Origin of the sequence: Mucilaginibacter sp. OK283 (genome assembly GCF_900110415.1) — a bacterium.
In the GTDB taxonomy this organism is placed as follows: domain Bacteria; phylum Bacteroidota; class Bacteroidia; order Sphingobacteriales; family Sphingobacteriaceae; genus Mucilaginibacter.
Genome location: NZ_FODR01000002.1, coordinates 36508 through 53987, shown reverse-complemented (window position 1 = coordinate 53987; position 17480 = coordinate 36508). Strand labels below are relative to the sequence as shown.

The window sequence follows — 17480 nt, the reverse complement described above, 5'->3', positions numbered from 1 at the left end:
CTTAAAATATCATACCATCCTGCCCTAAAAATATTGGAAAATAGAAACTTGAAGACCAGCCCGTTGTCCGAAGCCGGAAAGTTTGGAACTTATAAACATCCGGGAGTTGCATGTTTATTACTTTGCATGGCGTTTACCTATCAGCGTACGAAAATAACGCCAACAACCGACAAAACAAAGATGGCAACGGGCGAATTTACCGCGCCACCCGGCTTCAGGGATTAAACAGCTTCCAGTGTCCTTCGCTAATAACCTCAATGCTGTCGTCAGTCACTTTTATGGCGGTCTGATCGTCAATCGCGTATGACGGTGCAGCTATCGTAGCGGCCAGTTTTTGAATATTGTCCATAGAATTCGTCGGAAACCATTCATGATCTAAATGAGGGTGTAGCGCAAAATCAACCAGTTTTAGCGACTTATCGCTTTCGGCAGGTAAATTATGGTTGCCGTAGGTGGTTCCAAAGCGGGTCATGATCATGCTTCCGGCGCTTAAGCCTACATACACTATCCTTTGCAACAACGAGGGCAAAAGTTTTGCCAGGCCCGATTGCTGCATCCAGTAACACAAATACTGGCAATCGCCCCCGCCAACCAGCAAAGCGTCAGTCTCCTGCAACATGGGCAGCCAGAGCTCTTGTTTGATGCTTGGCAGAGCAGTAAGTTCCAGTATTCCTAAGGATTTCCAACCCAGATTGCAAAAAGGGTCGCCTAACTGCCCGCAAATTACCTTGCGTGATATATCGGCCCCGCCGGCTATGGCGTATATGGCGGTAGGGATAAAAATGGCGCGGGCTTCGGCAACAGGTTTCCCCAGTAATTCAACGAGCGCGTTATGGATGCTCGCATTGCTTATGCCTGCAGAAGTGAGAAGCAGCTTCATAATATTCCAAATTAAACGGTTAAAATTATTATATAAAATTAAACTGAAGAAAGCAAAAGCATGTGGGGCAATCGCGCCAATATGGAGGTATTTTGCGGCGATATTCACATTGGTATAGAGCTGTTTAATGTACTTTTTTTTAGGAATCCGTAAAGAATGGCTGGTGACACCTGAGTTCAAACCTTGCGATCAAATGAGAGAACACATTTTCTCAGCGCTTGTCCAATTTCAAAAACCTCAATTGTTATCGGGTTATAATTCATAAATTCAGTAACAATTAAAGCTTAAAAAAATGAACGAGTACGCGTTAATTATGAGACACGAGGATGGCACAAAGATAGCCTCGCCGGAGCAAATGCAAATATGGATGAAACAAACCATGGACTGGATTGGCAGTATTGCCGCCCAAAACAAATTTGTTAGCGGTACGGGCCTGCCTTTTGATGATGCCCGTGTGGTACACTCCAACAAAATGGTTACCAATGGCCCCTTTGGCGAGATTAAGGAAACTATAGGTGGTTTTATTGTGGTGAGGGCCGAATCTGCAGACGAGGCTGCTGAATTTGCAAAAGGCTGCCCGGTTTTGCAGGGCGAAGGTAATACGATGGAAGTGCGCCGCATTGCCAAAAATGATGGAACACACTAAAAGCTAAAAAAGCCTCTGTACATTTACAGGGGCTTTCCGTTTTATGGAACAACAGGAGTTGATACCACATTTATTCAGGTCGGAATACCGGAAGATTGTCTCGGTATTGTGCAGGCGCTTTGGGTTTGATGAGATGGAGACAGCCGAGGATATTGCCAGCGAAACCTTCCTTGCCGCCGCGCAAACCTGGGGGTTTAACGGCCTGCCCCAAAACCCTGTCGCCTGGTTGTATCGCGTTGCTCAAAACAAAGCAAAAAATTATTTACAGCGCCATTTAACCTTTCAAACTAAAGTCGCGCCCCAAGTCAAAAGCGATTTTTCAGAACACGATGAAACCGACATAGATTTGTCGCCGCAAAACATCAGCGATAGCCAGTTGCAAATGATGTTCGCCATTTGCCACCCCTCCATCCCTCCCGAGGCGCAGGTAGGCTTATCGCTCCGCATCCTTTGCGGGTTTGGTATTGACGAGATTGCCCAGGCTTTTTTGAGTACCAAGGAAACTATCAACAAGCGTTTATACCGGGCCCGCGAAAAGTTACGCGAGGAGAAAATTAAAATAGAACTTCCTGGCCCGGCAGAAATAGATAAGCGGCTGGACGCTGTATTGACAACCATTTACCTGCTGTTTAACGAGGGGTACTATTCCATCAGCCAAAATCAAGTGCTTCGCCAGGATTTGTGTTTTGAGGCCATCAGGCTATGCCAAATGCTTGCCGATAATGAGCATACCAATAAGCCCCCGGTTAATGCCCTGCTTGCGCTGATGTATTTTCATGCCTCGCGTTTTGATGCGCGGGTAAATGAAACCGGCGAAATCATTTTATATGATGACCAGGACACCAACCTGTGGAATATAGATATGATTCTCAAAGGTGGATATTATTTAAACAGATCGGCCATGGGCAGTACGCTTTCAAAATACCACCTGGAGGCCTCTATAGCCTATTGGAGTACGCAGAGGGCGGATACTAAAGAGAAATGGGAAAATATATTACAGCTTTATAATCGTTATTTACAGGTGGCTTATTCGCCTATAGCGGCACTTAACCGCACCTATGCCCTGGCCAAAGCAAACAGTAAGGAGGAAGCGATTGTTGAAGCCGAAAAATTGAACCTGACCGGCAATCAATTTTATTTTGCACTGCTGGGGCAGCTTTATACCGGCATTGATGATCAGAAAGCAAAAATAAACTTTCAAAAAGCCCTGGCTATCGCCAGTAACCCGGCAGATAAAAAAATCATCCAGAAAAAAATAGACGAACTTGAGGACTGATTGGCATACTGTTTTTTATTGTCTTATGTAAACTTTTTAGGATGATACAGCTTTGTACCGTTTTGAAAATCACACATCAGCTGCCCGCATTTGCGGCGCACAAAACCTTGCAATTTGAGACATTGGAACAGCGGTAGACTATTGACAACAGGGGTACAGAAAACTTGCGCTAAAGTTTAATTTACATTAGTTCGCCGATCCATTAATGACATGGTGTTCGACTTAGGCAAATCAATAAAGTTATTGGTTAATTCAAAATTACATTTAATTTGTATCTTAGTAAAAAGTCGTTCTTTACCCTCGATCAGTGGTTGTTACGCGATTAAAAACATAACAAAAGATTAAAACATACTAAAACTTAAGGTTGTAATCGTTTCGCCAAAGGCTACCAAATTATATTAGTTGTAGCATTGCGGATTATACTTAATTTTGCAAGCAAAAAAGTGCCAGGCCGTCGACCAGATATTGTAAAAGTTTATCGTATTGTTCATATCGATAATATAGAATATTTACTAACGCATGGTATGTTTAACAGGGATCATAGCATGGCTGATCCTGCCTATATTAATATAGGCGACAGTGACTTAATTGCTAAGCGACACGACTATCCTGTTGGGATCAATCCGCCGGGAGGTTCACTGGGAGAGTACGTTCCTTTTTATTTTGGACGACTATCACCTATGCTGTTGAATATAAAGACAGGATATCGTGGGATCAAAGAAAGACCGCAAACAGACATTGTCTATATCGTTTGTCGGGTGAATGACATTGTTGCGCATTGTAATGATTGGTGCTTTACGGAAGGCCATGCTAAAACGCGAATCACCACATTCTATAACGACTTAAACAATCTGGATGAAGTTCACTGGGATAAAGTTGACCTGCGATTTTGGCACAACAGTGAAGATGATTTTGACAGGATGCGCCACAAGCAGGCCGAGTTCCTGGTCAAAACACATATACCAGTTCAATGTATAGCCGGAATAGTTACATATAACAATGACGCTGCAAATCGCGTTCAAGTAATATTAAACGAATTGAACTTAGAAATGCCGGTAAGGGTTAATCCTAACGGGAACTATTATTATTAATGCAATATTTAAAAGGTAATCTATTAGACGCTAAGGCACAGGCATTAGTCAATACCGTTAACACCGTAGGGGTAATGGGTAAAGGCATTGCACTGCAGTTTAAAGAAGCTTTTCCCGAAAACTTCCGGCAGTATGCCGCCGCCTGCAAGCATAAGCAATTGCGTACAGGTGATTTGCTGGTGGTAAAGGAACACACGATCGAAGGGGATAAATTCATTATTAACTTTCCTACAAAAACAGAGTGGTTCCTGAAATCAAAATATGAATATATCGAACAAGGGCTGCAAAAATTAGTTCAGGTCATTGAAGAAAACCAGATAGATAGCATCGCAATTCCCCCTTTAGGCTGCGGAAACGGAGGCTTGAAATGGGAAAAAGTCCGGCCAATGATTGAAAAGCACTTAGGTCAGTTAAAAAACGTCGACATTCAGGTATTTGAACCTAATGAAGCAGTGAAGGAGTTGCTAAAGAAACAAGATGTCAATAAAGATGTTAAATTGACCCCGGCAAGGGCAATGTTGCTTTACGCGATGTTCTATTATGACTCACTTGGCGAGAACACCAGTCTTTTTGTTGCAAACAAACTGGCTTATTTTTTACAGCGGTTAGGCGAGACCTCGTTGAATAAGCTAAAGTTTCAGGCAAGTCATTACGGCCCTTATAGTGTAGGAGTGGAACATGTTATGCATGCCTTGAATGGTAAATATGTAAAAGGTCTCGAACAGATGAGTGCAAAGGCTTTTGAACCGCTGGAACTTCAATATGATAAATTGCCAGAGCTAAAAAACTATGTCAAAAAAGAGTTTTCGACAGAACAGCGTGCCCGGCTGTCAAGCTTGGTGAAACTGATCGATGGATTTGAATCAGCCTTGTCTTTGGAAATATTGGCAACTGTAGATTTTATTAGAAAAGAAAATCCAGGAATTGATCGCGAAGGTATTATCACTAAAATCTACAATTGGTCTGATCGTAAGCGAAAGCTTTTTCAAATAAGGTATATTGATATTGCAGCCAATCACCTTAGCGATTATAGCCAAACACTAAACATTAACTGATACAACATAAACCGTTCGTACAGGGTTGCGTTTCTACCAGCATTTGTAGTTTCAAAACTTACGCGTGGTTGCCGAAGCCTTCTTGGCGCCTTGTGTTGGGACGTTGTTGTGCCAAACTTGTGTTTCTGCCCGCATTCCCGGCACACAAAACCAGCTAAGTGGATCATCAAAAATGAAAAAAGCCTGCAAATAATAAATCGCAAGCTTTCTTCTGCTTAAATTATGCTGATTTACCCGTTGTAGGCCTGTTGCAGAACCGCAACATCAACTTTTTTCATGGTCATAAAAGTTTGCGTAACACGGGCAATCTGTTCAGGGCTGCCATGCTTAAGTGCCTCAAACATTACGGTTGAAGTCACCTGCCAGGATACGCCGTATTTATCCTTCAGCCAGCCGCATTGCCCTGGCTGGCCGTCGTCCGTAAGAGCACTCCAGTAGTAATCAATCTCTTCCTGCGTTTCGCAGGTGACCAGCAATGATACCGCGTCGTTAAAACCCAACCCGTGCGGGTGTGCGCTATCCATAGCGGCCAGCCAGGTATGGTTTATGTAAAAATCAGCAAACATGAGCGTACCGGCCTTGTCGGGGCCCATATCTTCAGGGCGCGGGGCCGTGGTACCCCGTTTACCATCTTTAAATATCGAGCAGTAAAACTCGATAGCCTCATTGGCTTTACCGGCAACATCCCCCGTGTACAGCAGCGATGGAACGATCACCGGTCTTTCTTCGCCGGCTGGGTTGGTCAGGATCAACTGCCATGATACGCCGTATTTATCACTTATCCAGCCATAGCGTTCGCTAAAAGGATAGCGGTCAAGCGGCATCATCACCTTTGCGTTTGGCAACAGCTTGTTCCAAACTTCATCTATATGTTTGGCGGCATCCGGGCTGCGTGATGGATCAAAATTGATCATAAAAGATATAGCGGGGCTGATATTTAACCCGGGGCCTGCGCTGATGCCCAGGAAGGGCTGTCCGGCCATGGTAAATTCAACTGTCTCGCATTCGCCGCCGCCGGGCATAGCAAAATGATTCACATAGTTTAAGGCCGAACCGGGCAATAACGATGCGTAGAATTCGGCCGCCTCTTTGGCTTTATCCTGGCCGAACCAGATGTGCGGTTTGATGGGTAACATAGGTAATTGGTTTTAGTGTAAATATTAGTCAAAAATAACGCCAAAACACAGGGAGGTGCAAGGCATATCCCTGACAATTTAAGGGCGTAATTGCGACAATTAACTCTCGCTGAGTCAACAGTATCAAGTCGTAAGTATAAAGTTGAATTTTCTTTTTTTCTGACTTAAAATCTGTCTAAACCCGATTTGCTAATGTTTTTATGCTTCTAATGAAGAACAACAACGTATTTCGCATGTCGGCTACTACTCACCCCGGCTACGCTGCGCTGGCCGGCCCTCTATCCGGCTACGCCGCAAAGAGGGTTTTGAAAATCATAATTTAACAAATAACTGATTATCAAATAATTAATAACAAACCCTTTTCACCGAAGGTGAAGAGAGGGTGGTCGGGCGTAGCCTCGACCGGCTGAGTCATAGCCAGCGTTCAAGCGAATGTTTATGTAAATTCCAATAGTTGATGCGCGAACACGAAGCAATAACGATCTGTTTTTTATTTTTAGACAGCCTCTAAAAACTTAAGACTTTCGGCTAAAAACCACATAACACTACTATAAAAGCTCATACGATTCCCGCAGATAAAGAAACAATTTTGGCCGCAGGTCATCCAGCAAAGCAATACGGATATGGTTTTCAAACTTATTACCCGAAGCCACACTTTTAAGCACAGGCCTTTCAGGATGCGGTACTTTCGAATAAAATTTAATATCCAGCTCCTTTTTCATCGGTCGGATTACCAGGAAGGTAAGCCGCCGTGTGAAAACGATACAATTCGGGGTAGTGCCAACCAAAACTCCCTCCCAATCGGCCACCTCGGCCAGTATTTTATCAAACACCAGTACAAGTTCAGGCGGGCGTCCCCGAAACAAACTGTCGAGGCTAACCCGCGCGCAATAATGCCGCTGTTCGGGTTTCGGCAGCTCGCGTTCACATTTGGGGCAGGTCCAGCTCATTATTCATTTTTTGCCTAAATTTACCAAAATGCACTCCACGTCATGAAAAAAACTGTGCCTTTTGATTTCCTGCTGGATTACCTGCCGGCCAGTACCATCGTAAAGCCGGCGGTAGGCATGTTTTATATTTATTTCGACCGAAAGATAGTGCTGATCTTCCGGAAAACCGGCAAAAATGCGCAACACAACGGCATTTGGATATGTACCAGGCGCGAACATCATGCCGGTTTGAAGGCAGAGATCCCAGCGATTACCGATTTTCAGTTTGATGAAGACGAGGCTTTTGATACCGCCTGGTTGCTGCTGAGCGACAGCCACGATGATTTTGAAGGTGCCGGCATACAGCTTTGTGACCTGGTATCAAACAAGGATGAAAGGATTGGCAAGGTAACACCTAAAAGCAAAGCTTTATTTATCGGCTTTTAAAACAAAACCGGCCCGTTATTTCCGTCCCCCCGGCGGGCGTTTTTTTCAAGCGATGTTGCTACCGGCAGGTTCGGCTAACCTAAGCCCGTTTTACGACGGTGCTTCATTTATTTTATAAAATGTTACCCCCACGTTAGTACATAATATTATATTTGCGCCCTCAAATAGCTAATACAGCTATACGGAGAGGTGTCAGAGTGATCGAATGTGCCTGATTCGAAATCAGGTGTACTGTTACAGGTACCGGGGGTTTGAATCCCTCCCTCTCCGCCTCGGTCGCTATGGCGACCATCTGTTGAAATTTCAATGACGGAAAATTAAACCTCAGTAAAATCATATTTTATTGAGGTTTTCTCATTTTGCGACCAACACAGTCTTCTCAAATGTGGTACTACGTTTACATTGCCGAACCCCGTAGTAGCAGGCATTATGCAGGATGCACAATAAATCTCAAAGAAAGATACTCCCGTCACAAAAAGGATATGAACCTGCAACAATACCTGCTTAATCCGGCGCATTATTTATGCTATTCGGGCTTTTTAACCTATGGGTTAAATTTCCAGAAATCGTTGAAGTACACCGGATAGGTGGCTCCGCCCGCTATTTTACTACCTGCTCCAAGGCCGAAATATGCGGTGTTGCCGATTACGAATCCAACAGCTGCCGACCTTTCCTGCCCTTTAAAATCTTCAGCTTTAGTCCATTGATCTGTAGCCGTATCATATATCAGTACAGCTTTACGGAATTTCAGATTTTGGCCAATTCCGCCAACAACATAAATCTTGGTGCCCATAGCAAAGGTAACCGGGTTATAAAGCGGCTCAATAACGTCGGCCTTTTTTGTCCATTTATCTAAAGCTGGGTCGTATGCCCAAAAATCACTCACAACTTCTTCCATGCTGGTACCTCCGCCAATATAGGCCTTGCCATTAACGGAAGCACTGATCATTTCGGCAATGCCCGTTCCGGGATAATCTGTCATTTGGATCCATTGATCGGTAGCTGGTGTATATTTCCACAGATCCTGTTTTGTTCGCAAGAGGCTGCCAAGTAAGTATCCATAACCACCTATCGAAAAAGATATTGCACCTTGTCTTTTACCGCCTGGAAAATCCGCCTTTTGTATCCATGTGTCTTTGGAAGGATCGTATTCCCAAAAATCGCTGTATAAAAGATTTGTACTGTAGTTAAACCCGGTGCCCATGTACGTTTTGTTGTTTATTGAAAATCCGGTCATCAGCCCCATTCCCTTCCCGGGATAGTCATTTAGCTGATGCCATTTATCAACCGAAGGATCATACTGAAATACATTGGCGGTGCTATGGCCGGAAGGCTCCTCATATTGGCCACCAATTACATATCCTTTATTTCCCCCGGAAAATCCAAACGTCCAGCGAAGTGCGGTACCCGGATAGTTTCCCAATTGAACCCACCCCTTCGCCTCTACTTTTGTAGTATCGGTTTTTGTAGTATCGACTTTTGTAGTATCGGTATTATCACCCGGACCTGGTTCTACATGGAGTTTTCTACATGAGGTGATAACGAAAAGCAATAAAATTGCAATTATCGTCAAACTTAATTTAGGCATGATAATTTAATATAGGTTTACTATATAAATTTACAACAAAAAACAACAAAACCAAACGAAAAATTCACGCTGTTTGACGCCGCCCAACTTCGGACAATTATGTATTTGGCAATCACTGTACACTTACCTTTTTTATACTAAAAAAACATAATATCTCCCTATACGAGCTTCATATCAAAACGCACACGCCATAGCCTGTTACCAGTTTAATTTGGCAAAACATTCATTTAATCCCGCGCATTATTTAGCTATCTTTAACAATAAAATTATTGCTGATGAAAAAAATCACGCTCGTCGCCTTATTGTTGGTTGCTTTTTTAATGGGCTACGGCTTTAGTCAATTAACCCGCAAACCTATCCCCGGCCCAAGAGTAACAGCGCTCGGCGGAATATTCTTTAAGGCCAAAAACCCGGCGGCATTAAAGGCCTGGTACGAAAAAAACCTGGGTATGCGTATGGTAGGGAGTGGCACCAACTTTGAATGGCACCAGGGTATGGACAGTACCAAAAAAGGTTTTACCTTATGGGCGCCGTTTAAGGAAACCACCAAATATTTTCAACCCTCGGAAAAGCAATTCATGATCAATTACCGGGTAGAACAGCTGGATGCGTTGCTTATCAAGCTGAAAGCCTCCGGCATCTTACCTACAGATTCGGTGGAAAGAGTTAGTTATGGCAATTTTGTTCATCTAATGGACCCGGAAGGCAATAAGATTGAACTTTGGGAACCCAATGACGTGGAATATGCCAGGATGGGTACAATTACTACGAAATAGCTATTCGTGTAGTTAAAAACAAGGAATTAGGAGCTGGTTGAAACTTCGATTATTTACGGGCCCTGAGTTTTTTGTTTATCCCAGCGCTTACCTTCATAAAGTACCACACTGCCATTAAACAACTCAACATCACTGGGCGCAACCCATTCCTCAACCCGCCTTACCATACCATTAGGCGATGTTGTACGCAGCACCCGCCGTTTTTGCCCGCTGGTGGTTACAAAGGCTTCCTGCTCCTGAACTACCATGTAATCGTTACCATTCTGGTAAACCGCGGTATCTTTCCATTCAAAATCCGGCAGTACTAAACTTGCGGCAAAAATGGCGCTTACCGGCAATATGGCAATACTTAACAATATGGCTGCCGGCAAGGCAAAAGGCGGCTTATACAGCATAAAACTAATAAGCAGCGTAAATAGCAGCCCGGCCAGTCCAAACAAACCTAAGGCTGTACTGGTAAGCAGCCTTAAAACGCCATTCATAATCTGGATGGGTAATAATGCTTCCCAGGGCACCAGGCCCAATAAAGCTATAAAAGCAAACGTTATGATACGTTTAACAGGCCATTTCATTGATGATTTAACTGGAATAGGTTTATGCATGCCCGAAGGAAAGATAGGTAATTTGCCGGGACTTTACACTGATAAAAAACATCTCCGGCCGCTACTTCAATCAGCAAAATTACTAATTTGAGCCACATAACTTTTTTAAAAATTACCGGTTTTGTTCTGTTAATTTTATCGTTCCATATGAAAACAGCACAAAAACCAATTCATTCAGGATTTAATGCCAACAGCACGGCCGCCGAAGTTGCCGCAGGTCATAATTTAACCGGCAAAATTGCTTTAGTAACCGGTGGAAATTCCGGAATAGGTTACGAAACGGTAAAAACATTGGCTGATATAGGGGCGCATGTTGTTGTTGGCGCCAGGGATGCCGAAAAATCAAAGGAGCGCCTTGCCGGGCTTAAAAATGTATCCTTCATCCCCCTTGACCTGGCCGATCCAGCTTCTGTAGACGCCTTTGCCGAACGCTTCCTGGCTGAATATAACAGCCTGCATTTACTCATTAACAATGCGGGGTTGTACCGGCCGCCACAATTCCTTACAGACAAGCGGGGCTACGAACTCCAGTTTGGTGTAAACTACCTGGGCCACTTTCAACTTACCGGGCGGCTATGGCCAGCCTTAAAAAATGCCGGCGGCGCACGGGTGGTTGCACTGTCTTCCATAGGCCACCGGTATATGGGCCTGCAACTGGATGACCCAAACTTTGAAAAACATCCTTTTGATAAATCGAAAGCTTACGGGCAGTCAAAAACTGCCACCTCACTTTTTGCCGTCGAACTGGACAGGCTTGGGCAGCAACATAATATAAGGGCATTTGCAGTACACCCCGGCGCCATACTTACCGATGCCTTCCGCTATATGACGGACGAAGAAATACAAGCCTGGGCTCAGCGGGTAAAAGGTATTAAAACCACGCAGCAGGGTGCTGCTACTTCCATCTGGTGTGCTCTAAGTCATCAGCTTGATGGCATAGGAGGCGTTTATTGCGAGGATTGCGATATCGCAGAACTGGTGCCCGACGATTTACAGGCAGGTTACGGCGTGCGTTCCTTCGCCATCAATCCGGACCAGGCGGTTGCCTTATGGCGGTTCAGCGAGAAGGTTACCGGCGTCATTTACGGTTGATGATCCCCTCACTGCCCGTATGGGTAATGGAAAAAAGGTTGATGATCCCGATACAGGTATGTTGAATTATTATTATTTTTGATTTATGGAAACTTTAATTGTACATCCTAAAGATCAGAAGCAGTTAATAGCGATTAAAGCGTTTTTGAGGGCATTGGATGTCTCTTTCAAAAAAGAGCCCGCAAGCCCTTATAATCCTGATTTTGTCGCAAAAATTAAAAGAGGCGAGAAAGCGTCTAAAGCTGGCAAAGGAGTGAAGGTTGATGTTGAGAATCTATGGAAATAGAACTTTACGGGGATGCTGTTAAGGATTTTATATTTTGGAAGAAGTCGGGAAATATAGCTGTACAAAAAAAATTCAGCAACTCTTTGCTGCAACAATAGCAAATCCATTTGAAGGAATTGGCAAACCAGAGGCATTGAAATATGATCTTTCCGGAAAGTGGTCGAGAAGAATTAATGAAGAACATCGCATGATTTACGATGTTCAGGGCGAGGTAATAAAGGTTTATTCATTAAGAGGCCACTATTTATAACCCAAGGCCCAATGGTACATTTTACCTATAACCTCGTTAAATTTCCAATCCCAAACCTAAACGCCCACGGCTTTAAATACGTGGATTGTACCTGCCGGATAGCTTGCAACGGTAAGCGCGTCAAGGTCGGGCTTTAAATTGGGCACCGTAACCCTAAGCGTTTTTTGTTGAAAATGAGCCGCTTTTAAAGAGTTTTCAGTATCATCTACAAGTATTTTCAGCAATTCATTGGTTTCGGATAACACTACAACAGATTGGCCGACAACCAGCTTTTCGCCCAGGTTTAACATCTTTTTCGCTTCCTGGTTAACAAACAGAATTTCCTGATTTTCGCTGATACCAATCACGGCGCCGGGCATTTCTTCTGCCAGTGTTTTTAGTCGCAATTCGGTCGCTATAAGTTTGCTAAGGCTTGCATTCTCCTGTTCGCCCAATTTGGCTGCCATGGCATTAAAAGCTTCGGCCAGGCGGGCAAATTCATCGCTGGTTTTAAAATGCAGCCGGGTATTATAATTTTTTATACTAATTTGCTCCAAACCATCTGCCAGTTCCTCTAACGGGTTGAGTATAAACCCCGGGAAATTCACAATTAAAATAAAAAGGATCAAAAAGGTAATAAACACCATACCACCAAGGTACAGGGTAGATTTGTTGACGGTGGAATGGGTGTAATTATTTTTAAGCTCGATAGCATGCATGTTTAAACCCTCTATATCTTTCAGTTGCAGGCGCGCATCCCGCTCGGCAAGTTGTTGCTGATTCAAAGGCAGCGAGGGGGCGCTTAACAAAACAAAGGCTTTGCGCAACTGGGCTGTCGCCGCGCTTTCGCCGGGTTCGGTAATATTGTTTTCTTGTTTTTTTAGCGCCTGGTTAAATGTTTCGGCTACGCCAGATTTCAGCGGCAAGTCGTTTTCATCCAAAACCGATCGCATTTGACGGGTATACGTTAAGGTAGCGTAGTTGTTTTTTAAAGTAATGCTGGCGGTTTCGGATATTACTTTAATATAGTAGATAGACACAATGCCAAAAACAACCACCACAACAAACAAGAGGCCAAATCCTAACAAGAGCTTTTTTTTGATTTTCATAACTATACAATGCGTTAAAATGTAATAGTACCTTGAACAGGAGGAAGACTGTGCGTAAAGATAATTAAAAATCTATCTGGATTATAAGGTTTTTGGAGCAAGAAATATAATTTGATTTTACTGAGCGCTTCTATCGGAACAATGAAAAATCCCATCACTACCTTTTCCGTGTTGTATTACCTTTTTCCATATTATATTACCTTTCTGTTAAATAATGCTCAACGGGTAAAATTCCCGTTTTGGTGGTTTAACTTTGCGGCGGTTACCAGGTGAAAAAGGTATACCGCTGCGTAGGGCGCCGGACGGCGGCATATGAAAGGTTCGAGCCCTTTCCCTACATCTCGCAAAGAATTAAGTGCCGGAAATTAAGCGTTATTTTTGCGGAGCGGGTGTTTGCGCTGTTTACAACAGACATTGATGAGATAAATACCCGCCGGCCACATTAGCCTGTAAAACCTTTTTTATGAACAATATAAATTATCTTGAAGTAAGTTTAGCGGTGCTTGCAGTTGTTCTGTTGGTGGTTTGGCTGGTGCGCCGCAACATCAGGGACGAGAAGAAGTTTGAAAAAGACATGATCCAATCGGAAATGAAACCCGACACCGAAGAGCAGGATGAGCGGGGCGATCCGTTGGTTTAATATTAAGTTAAAAGTACTAAGTCTTAAGCTCTAAGTCGAATTTGCTTTTTGACTTAAGACTTTCGACTAAAGACTAACAGTAGCATCAGATTAAATTTTACATTTAGGCATGCAAAGAAGAGCAGCATTAAAAAACATTGGCGGCCTGTTGCTGGTACCGTCTATTGGGCTAAGCCAGGGTATCGACCCTAAAAGGCGCGCGTTAAGGGTAGCGCATGTTACCGATATACACCTGAAAGACAAGTTTGGCGCTCCGGCCAAATTTGTGAAATGCCTGCACCATGTACAGCAGCAAAAACCCGACCTTGTACTGAACGGCGGCGATATTGTTTTTGACATGAACAAGGAAAACCTGGCCACTATTAACACCCAATGGCAGCTGATGAAAGGCATCCTAAAAGCCGAAACCAGCATACCCACCCATTTTTGCCTGGGCAACCATGATATTTGGTGGAACGAGAACAATAAAACTGAAGCGGTTTACGGCAAACAATACAGCATGGACCAGCTACAGCTGGCCAGGCCATATAACAGTTTTATACAGGGCGGATGGAAGTTTATTTTGCTCGATAGCGTTCACCTGGATGTTGATGGTACCTGGTACATTGGCAAACTGGGCGATGAGCAGTTTGCCTGGCTTGAAAACGAACTAAAAATTACAGATGCGGCTATGCCGGTGCTCATCATGTCGCATATACCTATCCTGAGCGCCACCGTGCTGATAGCCGATAACATTATTAACAAATGGGAAATACTGGGCGGCGACATGCATACCGATAGCACCCGCATCATTAACCTGTTTGCCCAATACCCCAACGTAAAGCTATGCCTGGCCGGCCACATCCACCTGCGCGACAAGGTGGTATACAATAACGTTACCTACATTTGCAACGGCGCGGTAAGCGGCGCCTGGTGGGAAGGTAACCTGCGCCAAACCGCCCCCGGCTACGGCTTAATTGACCTGTATGCCGATGGTACCTTTGAAGAGCAATATGTGAATTACCTTTGATAGTCGTACTTGTACGAGGAGAAAGTCGGAAAACATATTGCAGCTTTACAATAGCTATTACAGGTTGCTTACTCGCCTGTCGCTAAACTTAGCCGTACCTATGTCCCGGCCAGGGCAAACAGCAAGGAAGAAGCCATTGTTGAAGCGAAAAAATTGAACCTGGTCGAAAATCAATTTTATTTTGCATTGCCGGGAGAACTTTATCCGGTTTAGATAACCAAAAAGCAAAAGCGAATTTTAAAAATGTCCTGACTATTACCCGTACTCCCGCGGGTGAAATATCATTTAGAAAATAACAGACGAACTTCGGACGTTTTTTGAAAATCACCCGCCGCTGGCATCTTCAACCTGAAACGTTTAAACTATGCGGAACTTTACCTGATCACTTCCCAGTTTTTGACATAATACCTGCTGCCTTTGAAAGCACCGGTTTTTTTTACCCCACCCTTACCATGCTGATAGCTCAAACTAAGGTTATTATATTTTCCTTTTTCAAAGTCGAAGGTTACGCCATCATCTTCGAATAAGGAGAAAGGTTTCGGTTCATCGCCATACACATAGCAGGTAAGTTCGAAACGGGTTTCCGGGCTTATGTATTCTACCGGCTTAGCCAGAGGCAAAATAGTACCCTCTTTCACAAATATCGGCAGCTCGGTATAACTGGTTTTTATGATATATTCTTGTCCTCCCGGATATTTTTTACGGGTATTGAAATCGTACCAGTTGCCTGCGGGAAGGTAAACTTTGCGTTCATCGCTATTTTCGGTAAGCGGAGCAGCCAAAATTCCCTGGCCTATCATATATTCATCATCGATATTGAAAACTTTCGGGTCAGTTGGATAATCAACAACCAGGGCCCTGAAGGGCGGAATGCCCTTTGAATGGTAATCGGCAAATGCGCTATACAAATAAGGAACCAGGCTCATCCTGAAATTAAGAAGTTTACGCACATCGGCCTCTACAGCTTTCGCGTTCTCCATAAACTCGTTTTTATTGTTTTTATCTCTGTTGATTTGCAGCCAGGGCGGATTTTGCAGATACCAGGAATTGTATAGTGTTTGAGCCGATAGTACCGCTGTTTGACTGCGGCGCATCAGGTCGGCAACAGATTTGGATTCCCTGACCTCGGGCGACCAGATCAATCCTGAAAATCCGGAATTACTGATCATCTGGATATATTCATGGTGATCATACGTATCGCTGTAAAGCGACGCAGGATAAGAGGAAGCAAATGCATTAGAGGCCCGCACATCCAGGAAAGTTCGGATGTTAAGTTCTTTATAAATATTATAAACTGTTTTTTGGTAAACAACACCAAAAACCTGGTGCATTTGCTCGCCGTTAATTCCAGAAGGAAAACGACTATGTTCCGGAAAACTCCAGGTAGCATTCCCCGTGGTGAGGTTGGAGTTATCGCACTCATCCATTTTAAAACCGGAGATACCTTTGAGCACAAAGGTATCTTTATGATAGTCGGCAAATAATTTACCGGCCGAAGGGTCAACAAAATCCGGTACAAGGCCGTTCCAAACCAGGTAATCTCCCGATTTAATTTTAAGGGGTACATAAAGCGGCGATTTAGGATTTACGAACGCATGTTCCCACAAGTTGATGTGAAACCCTTTAGTCTTCATAGTATCGATGAACTTGTCATGATCAGGAAAAAAATCTTTATTCCACACGTATGAGCAGGAATAGGCGGTTGTTTGCCATTTCGGTTCCAGGCCAAGTACATCACACGGAATTTGGTTATCCCTAAAATAAGAAGCCATCTTGCCTACCTGTTGCTGGTTAAAGTCGGCCTTTACACGGTATTTAACGCCAAGGCCCCACATAGCCGGCAAGGCCCCGCCGCCCGAAAATAAATTATAACGTTGTAAAACATTAATTAAGTCTGGGCCTTCAAATATATAAACCTCAACGCCCTGCACACCCGGAACATCTACCGCCACATAGCCCGACGCTGGACGATCATTTTTATACAACTCTTCAACAGAGTTACCGCTTTTACCATCATTTACATGAACCGCACCCGTATTTTTGGCGGTGCTGCCGCAGTAAAATGTAGTGTAATGCGAAGTATTCACCAGGATGCCATAACCTTTGTTCGATACATAAAATGGCATAGGGGCGTGGCTATATCCCAGGTCATGTGAAGGGTTATCATTTACTATAGGTTTTTTCCGAAGGCCTTTTTGATTGAAAGACCCCATTTGCAGGCCGAATCCATAAAGCTGTTCTTCATTGTCTAAAGGTATCTCTATAACCGCCCCGCGATCAGAAACATTGATCTTAATGTCGTTAACATTGAAGGGCAGTTTGGCTTCAGGCAATCTGCTCATCTCTGCTACCACGGGTTTTTCACTACAAAAGCTGTAAGGCGAAAACTTTTCCGGCTGGCCCGATGTGAGTTTTTTTACACCAGGTGCCACCGTTGCAACCTGTGGAGGTTGTTGTGCGATAGCAAAAAAGGAAATGTTGTGAAGAAGTACAAACAAAAGCGCGAATCGGGTGGTAAGTTTCATAAACAAATATACAATCAAGCTTTCGTATCTCTCAATAATACAATGATGCATTAAAGTTCGGCAAATGCTGTACATTGAAAATATTCTACCGGAAATATTATCGAAAATTGTTTTAAGGGCTTGTATATCTCAAATTTAGTTGTGTACATTTGTAGTGCACTATC

The 17480-nt window shown here is 43.7% G+C and carries 19 protein-coding genes and 1 tRNA gene; 13 read left to right on the top strand and 7 right to left on the bottom strand.

The window, feature by feature from the left end:
* Positions 1-33 precede the first annotated feature (33 nt).
* Entirely contained in the window at positions 34-225 is a 192-nt protein-coding gene (locus BMX56_RS29820) for a hypothetical protein (protein ID WP_143065366.1), read from the top strand.
* Here BMX56_RS29820 and BMX56_RS05070 read toward each other — a convergent pair.
* On the bottom strand, positions 215-880 hold the full coding sequence (locus BMX56_RS05070) for a Type 1 glutamine amidotransferase-like domain-containing protein (protein ID WP_090643879.1): 666 nt from the start codon (positions 878-880) through the stop codon (positions 215-217). The two genes, BMX56_RS29820 and BMX56_RS05070, sit on opposite strands and share 11 nt — an antisense overlap.
* Positions 881-1172: 292 nt before the next feature.
* Between BMX56_RS05070 and BMX56_RS05065 the strand changes: the two genes are divergently transcribed.
* The 4 genes from BMX56_RS05065 (at position 1173) to BMX56_RS05050 (ending at position 4948) form a co-directional block, all read left to right on the top strand.
* Positions 1173-1526 carry a YciI family protein gene (locus tag BMX56_RS05065; protein WP_090641868.1) on the top strand — a complete coding sequence of 118 codons (354 nt, stop codon included), beginning with the start codon at positions 1173-1175 and terminating at the stop codon, positions 1524-1526.
* Between the two features lie 43 nt (positions 1527-1569).
* Positions 1570-2802, top strand: a complete 1233-nt coding sequence (locus BMX56_RS05060; RefSeq protein ID WP_090641865.1) for an RNA polymerase sigma factor — start codon at positions 1570-1572, stop codon at positions 2800-2802.
* 443 nt (positions 2803-3245) lie between these two features.
* Entirely contained in the window at positions 3246-3893 is a 648-nt protein-coding gene (locus BMX56_RS05055) for a type II toxin-antitoxin system toxin DNA ADP-ribosyl transferase DarT (RefSeq protein WP_090643874.1), read from the top strand.
* Positions 3893-4948, top strand: a complete 1056-nt coding sequence (locus tag BMX56_RS05050) for a type II toxin-antitoxin system antitoxin DNA ADP-ribosyl glycohydrolase DarG (RefSeq protein ID WP_090641862.1) — start codon at positions 3893-3895, stop codon at positions 4946-4948. The genes BMX56_RS05055 and BMX56_RS05050 overlap by 1 nt, the downstream gene beginning before the upstream one ends.
* Before the next feature lie 230 nt (positions 4949-5178).
* Here the strand turns inward: BMX56_RS05050 and BMX56_RS05045 are convergent, their stop codons facing one another.
* Together BMX56_RS05045 and BMX56_RS05040 are read right to left on the bottom strand one after the other, a co-directional pair.
* Complete coding sequence (locus BMX56_RS05045; RefSeq protein WP_090641859.1) at positions 5179-6084, bottom strand: VOC family protein; 906 nt, start codon at positions 6082-6084, stop codon at positions 5179-5181.
* 548 nt (positions 6085-6632) lie between these two features.
* Positions 6633-7034, bottom strand: coding sequence for a DUF5655 domain-containing protein (locus BMX56_RS05040; RefSeq protein ID WP_090641856.1), 402 nt, complete (start codon positions 7032-7034; stop codon positions 6633-6635).
* Positions 7035-7076: 42 nt separating this feature from the next.
* Here BMX56_RS05040 and BMX56_RS05035 point away from each other — a divergent pair, with 42 nt between their 5' ends.
* Positions 7077-7460 carry a hypothetical protein gene (locus BMX56_RS05035; protein WP_090641853.1) on the top strand — a complete coding sequence of 128 codons (384 nt, stop codon included), beginning with the start codon at positions 7077-7079 and terminating at the stop codon, positions 7458-7460.
* A gap of 183 nt (positions 7461-7643) precedes the next feature.
* Positions 7644-7730 (top strand) — tRNA-Ser (locus BMX56_RS05030).
* Positions 7731-8004: 274 nt separating this feature from the next.
* Here BMX56_RS05030 and BMX56_RS05025 read toward each other — a convergent pair.
* Complete coding sequence (locus BMX56_RS05025; protein ID WP_090641849.1) at positions 8005-9048, bottom strand: Kelch repeat-containing protein; 1044 nt, start codon at positions 9046-9048, stop codon at positions 8005-8007.
* A gap of 275 nt (positions 9049-9323) precedes the next feature.
* On the opposite strand from BMX56_RS05025, the gene BMX56_RS05020 reads away from it, so the two are divergent.
* Entirely contained in the window at positions 9324-9824 is a 501-nt protein-coding gene (locus tag BMX56_RS05020) for a VOC family protein (protein WP_218152383.1), read from the top strand.
* Positions 9825-9877: 53 nt separating this feature from the next.
* Here BMX56_RS05020 and BMX56_RS05015 read toward each other — a convergent pair whose 3' ends face one another.
* Positions 9878-10396 carry a hypothetical protein gene (locus tag BMX56_RS05015; protein ID WP_143065365.1) on the bottom strand — a complete coding sequence of 173 codons (519 nt, stop codon included), beginning with the start codon at positions 10394-10396 and terminating at the stop codon, positions 9878-9880.
* 177 nt (positions 10397-10573) lie between these two features.
* On the opposite strand from BMX56_RS05015, the gene BMX56_RS05010 reads away from it, so the two are divergent.
* The 3 genes from BMX56_RS05010 to BMX56_RS05000 all read left to right on the top strand — a co-directional run bounded on the left by BMX56_RS05010 (position 10574) and on the right by BMX56_RS05000 (position 12054).
* The gene (locus BMX56_RS05010) at positions 10574-11518 is read left to right on the top strand and encodes an SDR family NAD(P)-dependent oxidoreductase (RefSeq protein WP_090643863.1); all 945 of its coding nucleotides are present in this window, start codon (positions 10574-10576) and stop codon (positions 11516-11518) included.
* 85 nt (positions 11519-11603) lie between these two features.
* On the top strand, positions 11604-11804 hold the full coding sequence (locus BMX56_RS05005; protein WP_090641841.1) for a DUF2683 family protein: 201 nt from the start codon (positions 11604-11606) through the stop codon (positions 11802-11804).
* Between the two features lie 34 nt (positions 11805-11838).
* A complete protein-coding gene (locus BMX56_RS05000) occupies positions 11839-12054 on the top strand; it encodes a Txe/YoeB family addiction module toxin (protein WP_255369775.1) in 216 nt (71 codons plus the stop codon).
* Between the two features lie 56 nt (positions 12055-12110).
* Here BMX56_RS05000 and BMX56_RS04995 read toward each other — a convergent pair whose 3' ends face one another.
* Positions 12111-13142 (bottom strand): HAMP domain-containing protein, encoded by a 1032-nt coding sequence (locus BMX56_RS04995; RefSeq protein WP_090641838.1) that lies wholly within the window; start codon positions 13140-13142, stop codon positions 12111-12113.
* A 463-nt stretch (positions 13143-13605) separates the two neighbouring features.
* Between BMX56_RS04995 and BMX56_RS30050 the strand changes: the two genes are divergently transcribed.
* On the top strand, positions 13606-13782 hold the full coding sequence (locus BMX56_RS30050) for a hypothetical protein (protein ID WP_177183718.1): 177 nt from the start codon (positions 13606-13608) through the stop codon (positions 13780-13782).
* Positions 13783-13891: 109 nt separating this feature from the next.
* Entirely contained in the window at positions 13892-14791 is a 900-nt protein-coding gene (locus BMX56_RS04990) for a metallophosphoesterase family protein (RefSeq protein ID WP_090641836.1), read from the top strand.
* Between the two features lie 374 nt (positions 14792-15165).
* Here BMX56_RS04990 and BMX56_RS04985 read toward each other — a convergent pair whose 3' ends face one another.
* Entirely contained in the window at positions 15166-17316 is a 2151-nt protein-coding gene (locus tag BMX56_RS04985) for a glycoside hydrolase family 31 protein (protein WP_177183717.1), read from the bottom strand.
* Between the last annotated feature and the right edge of the window lie 164 nt (positions 17317-17480).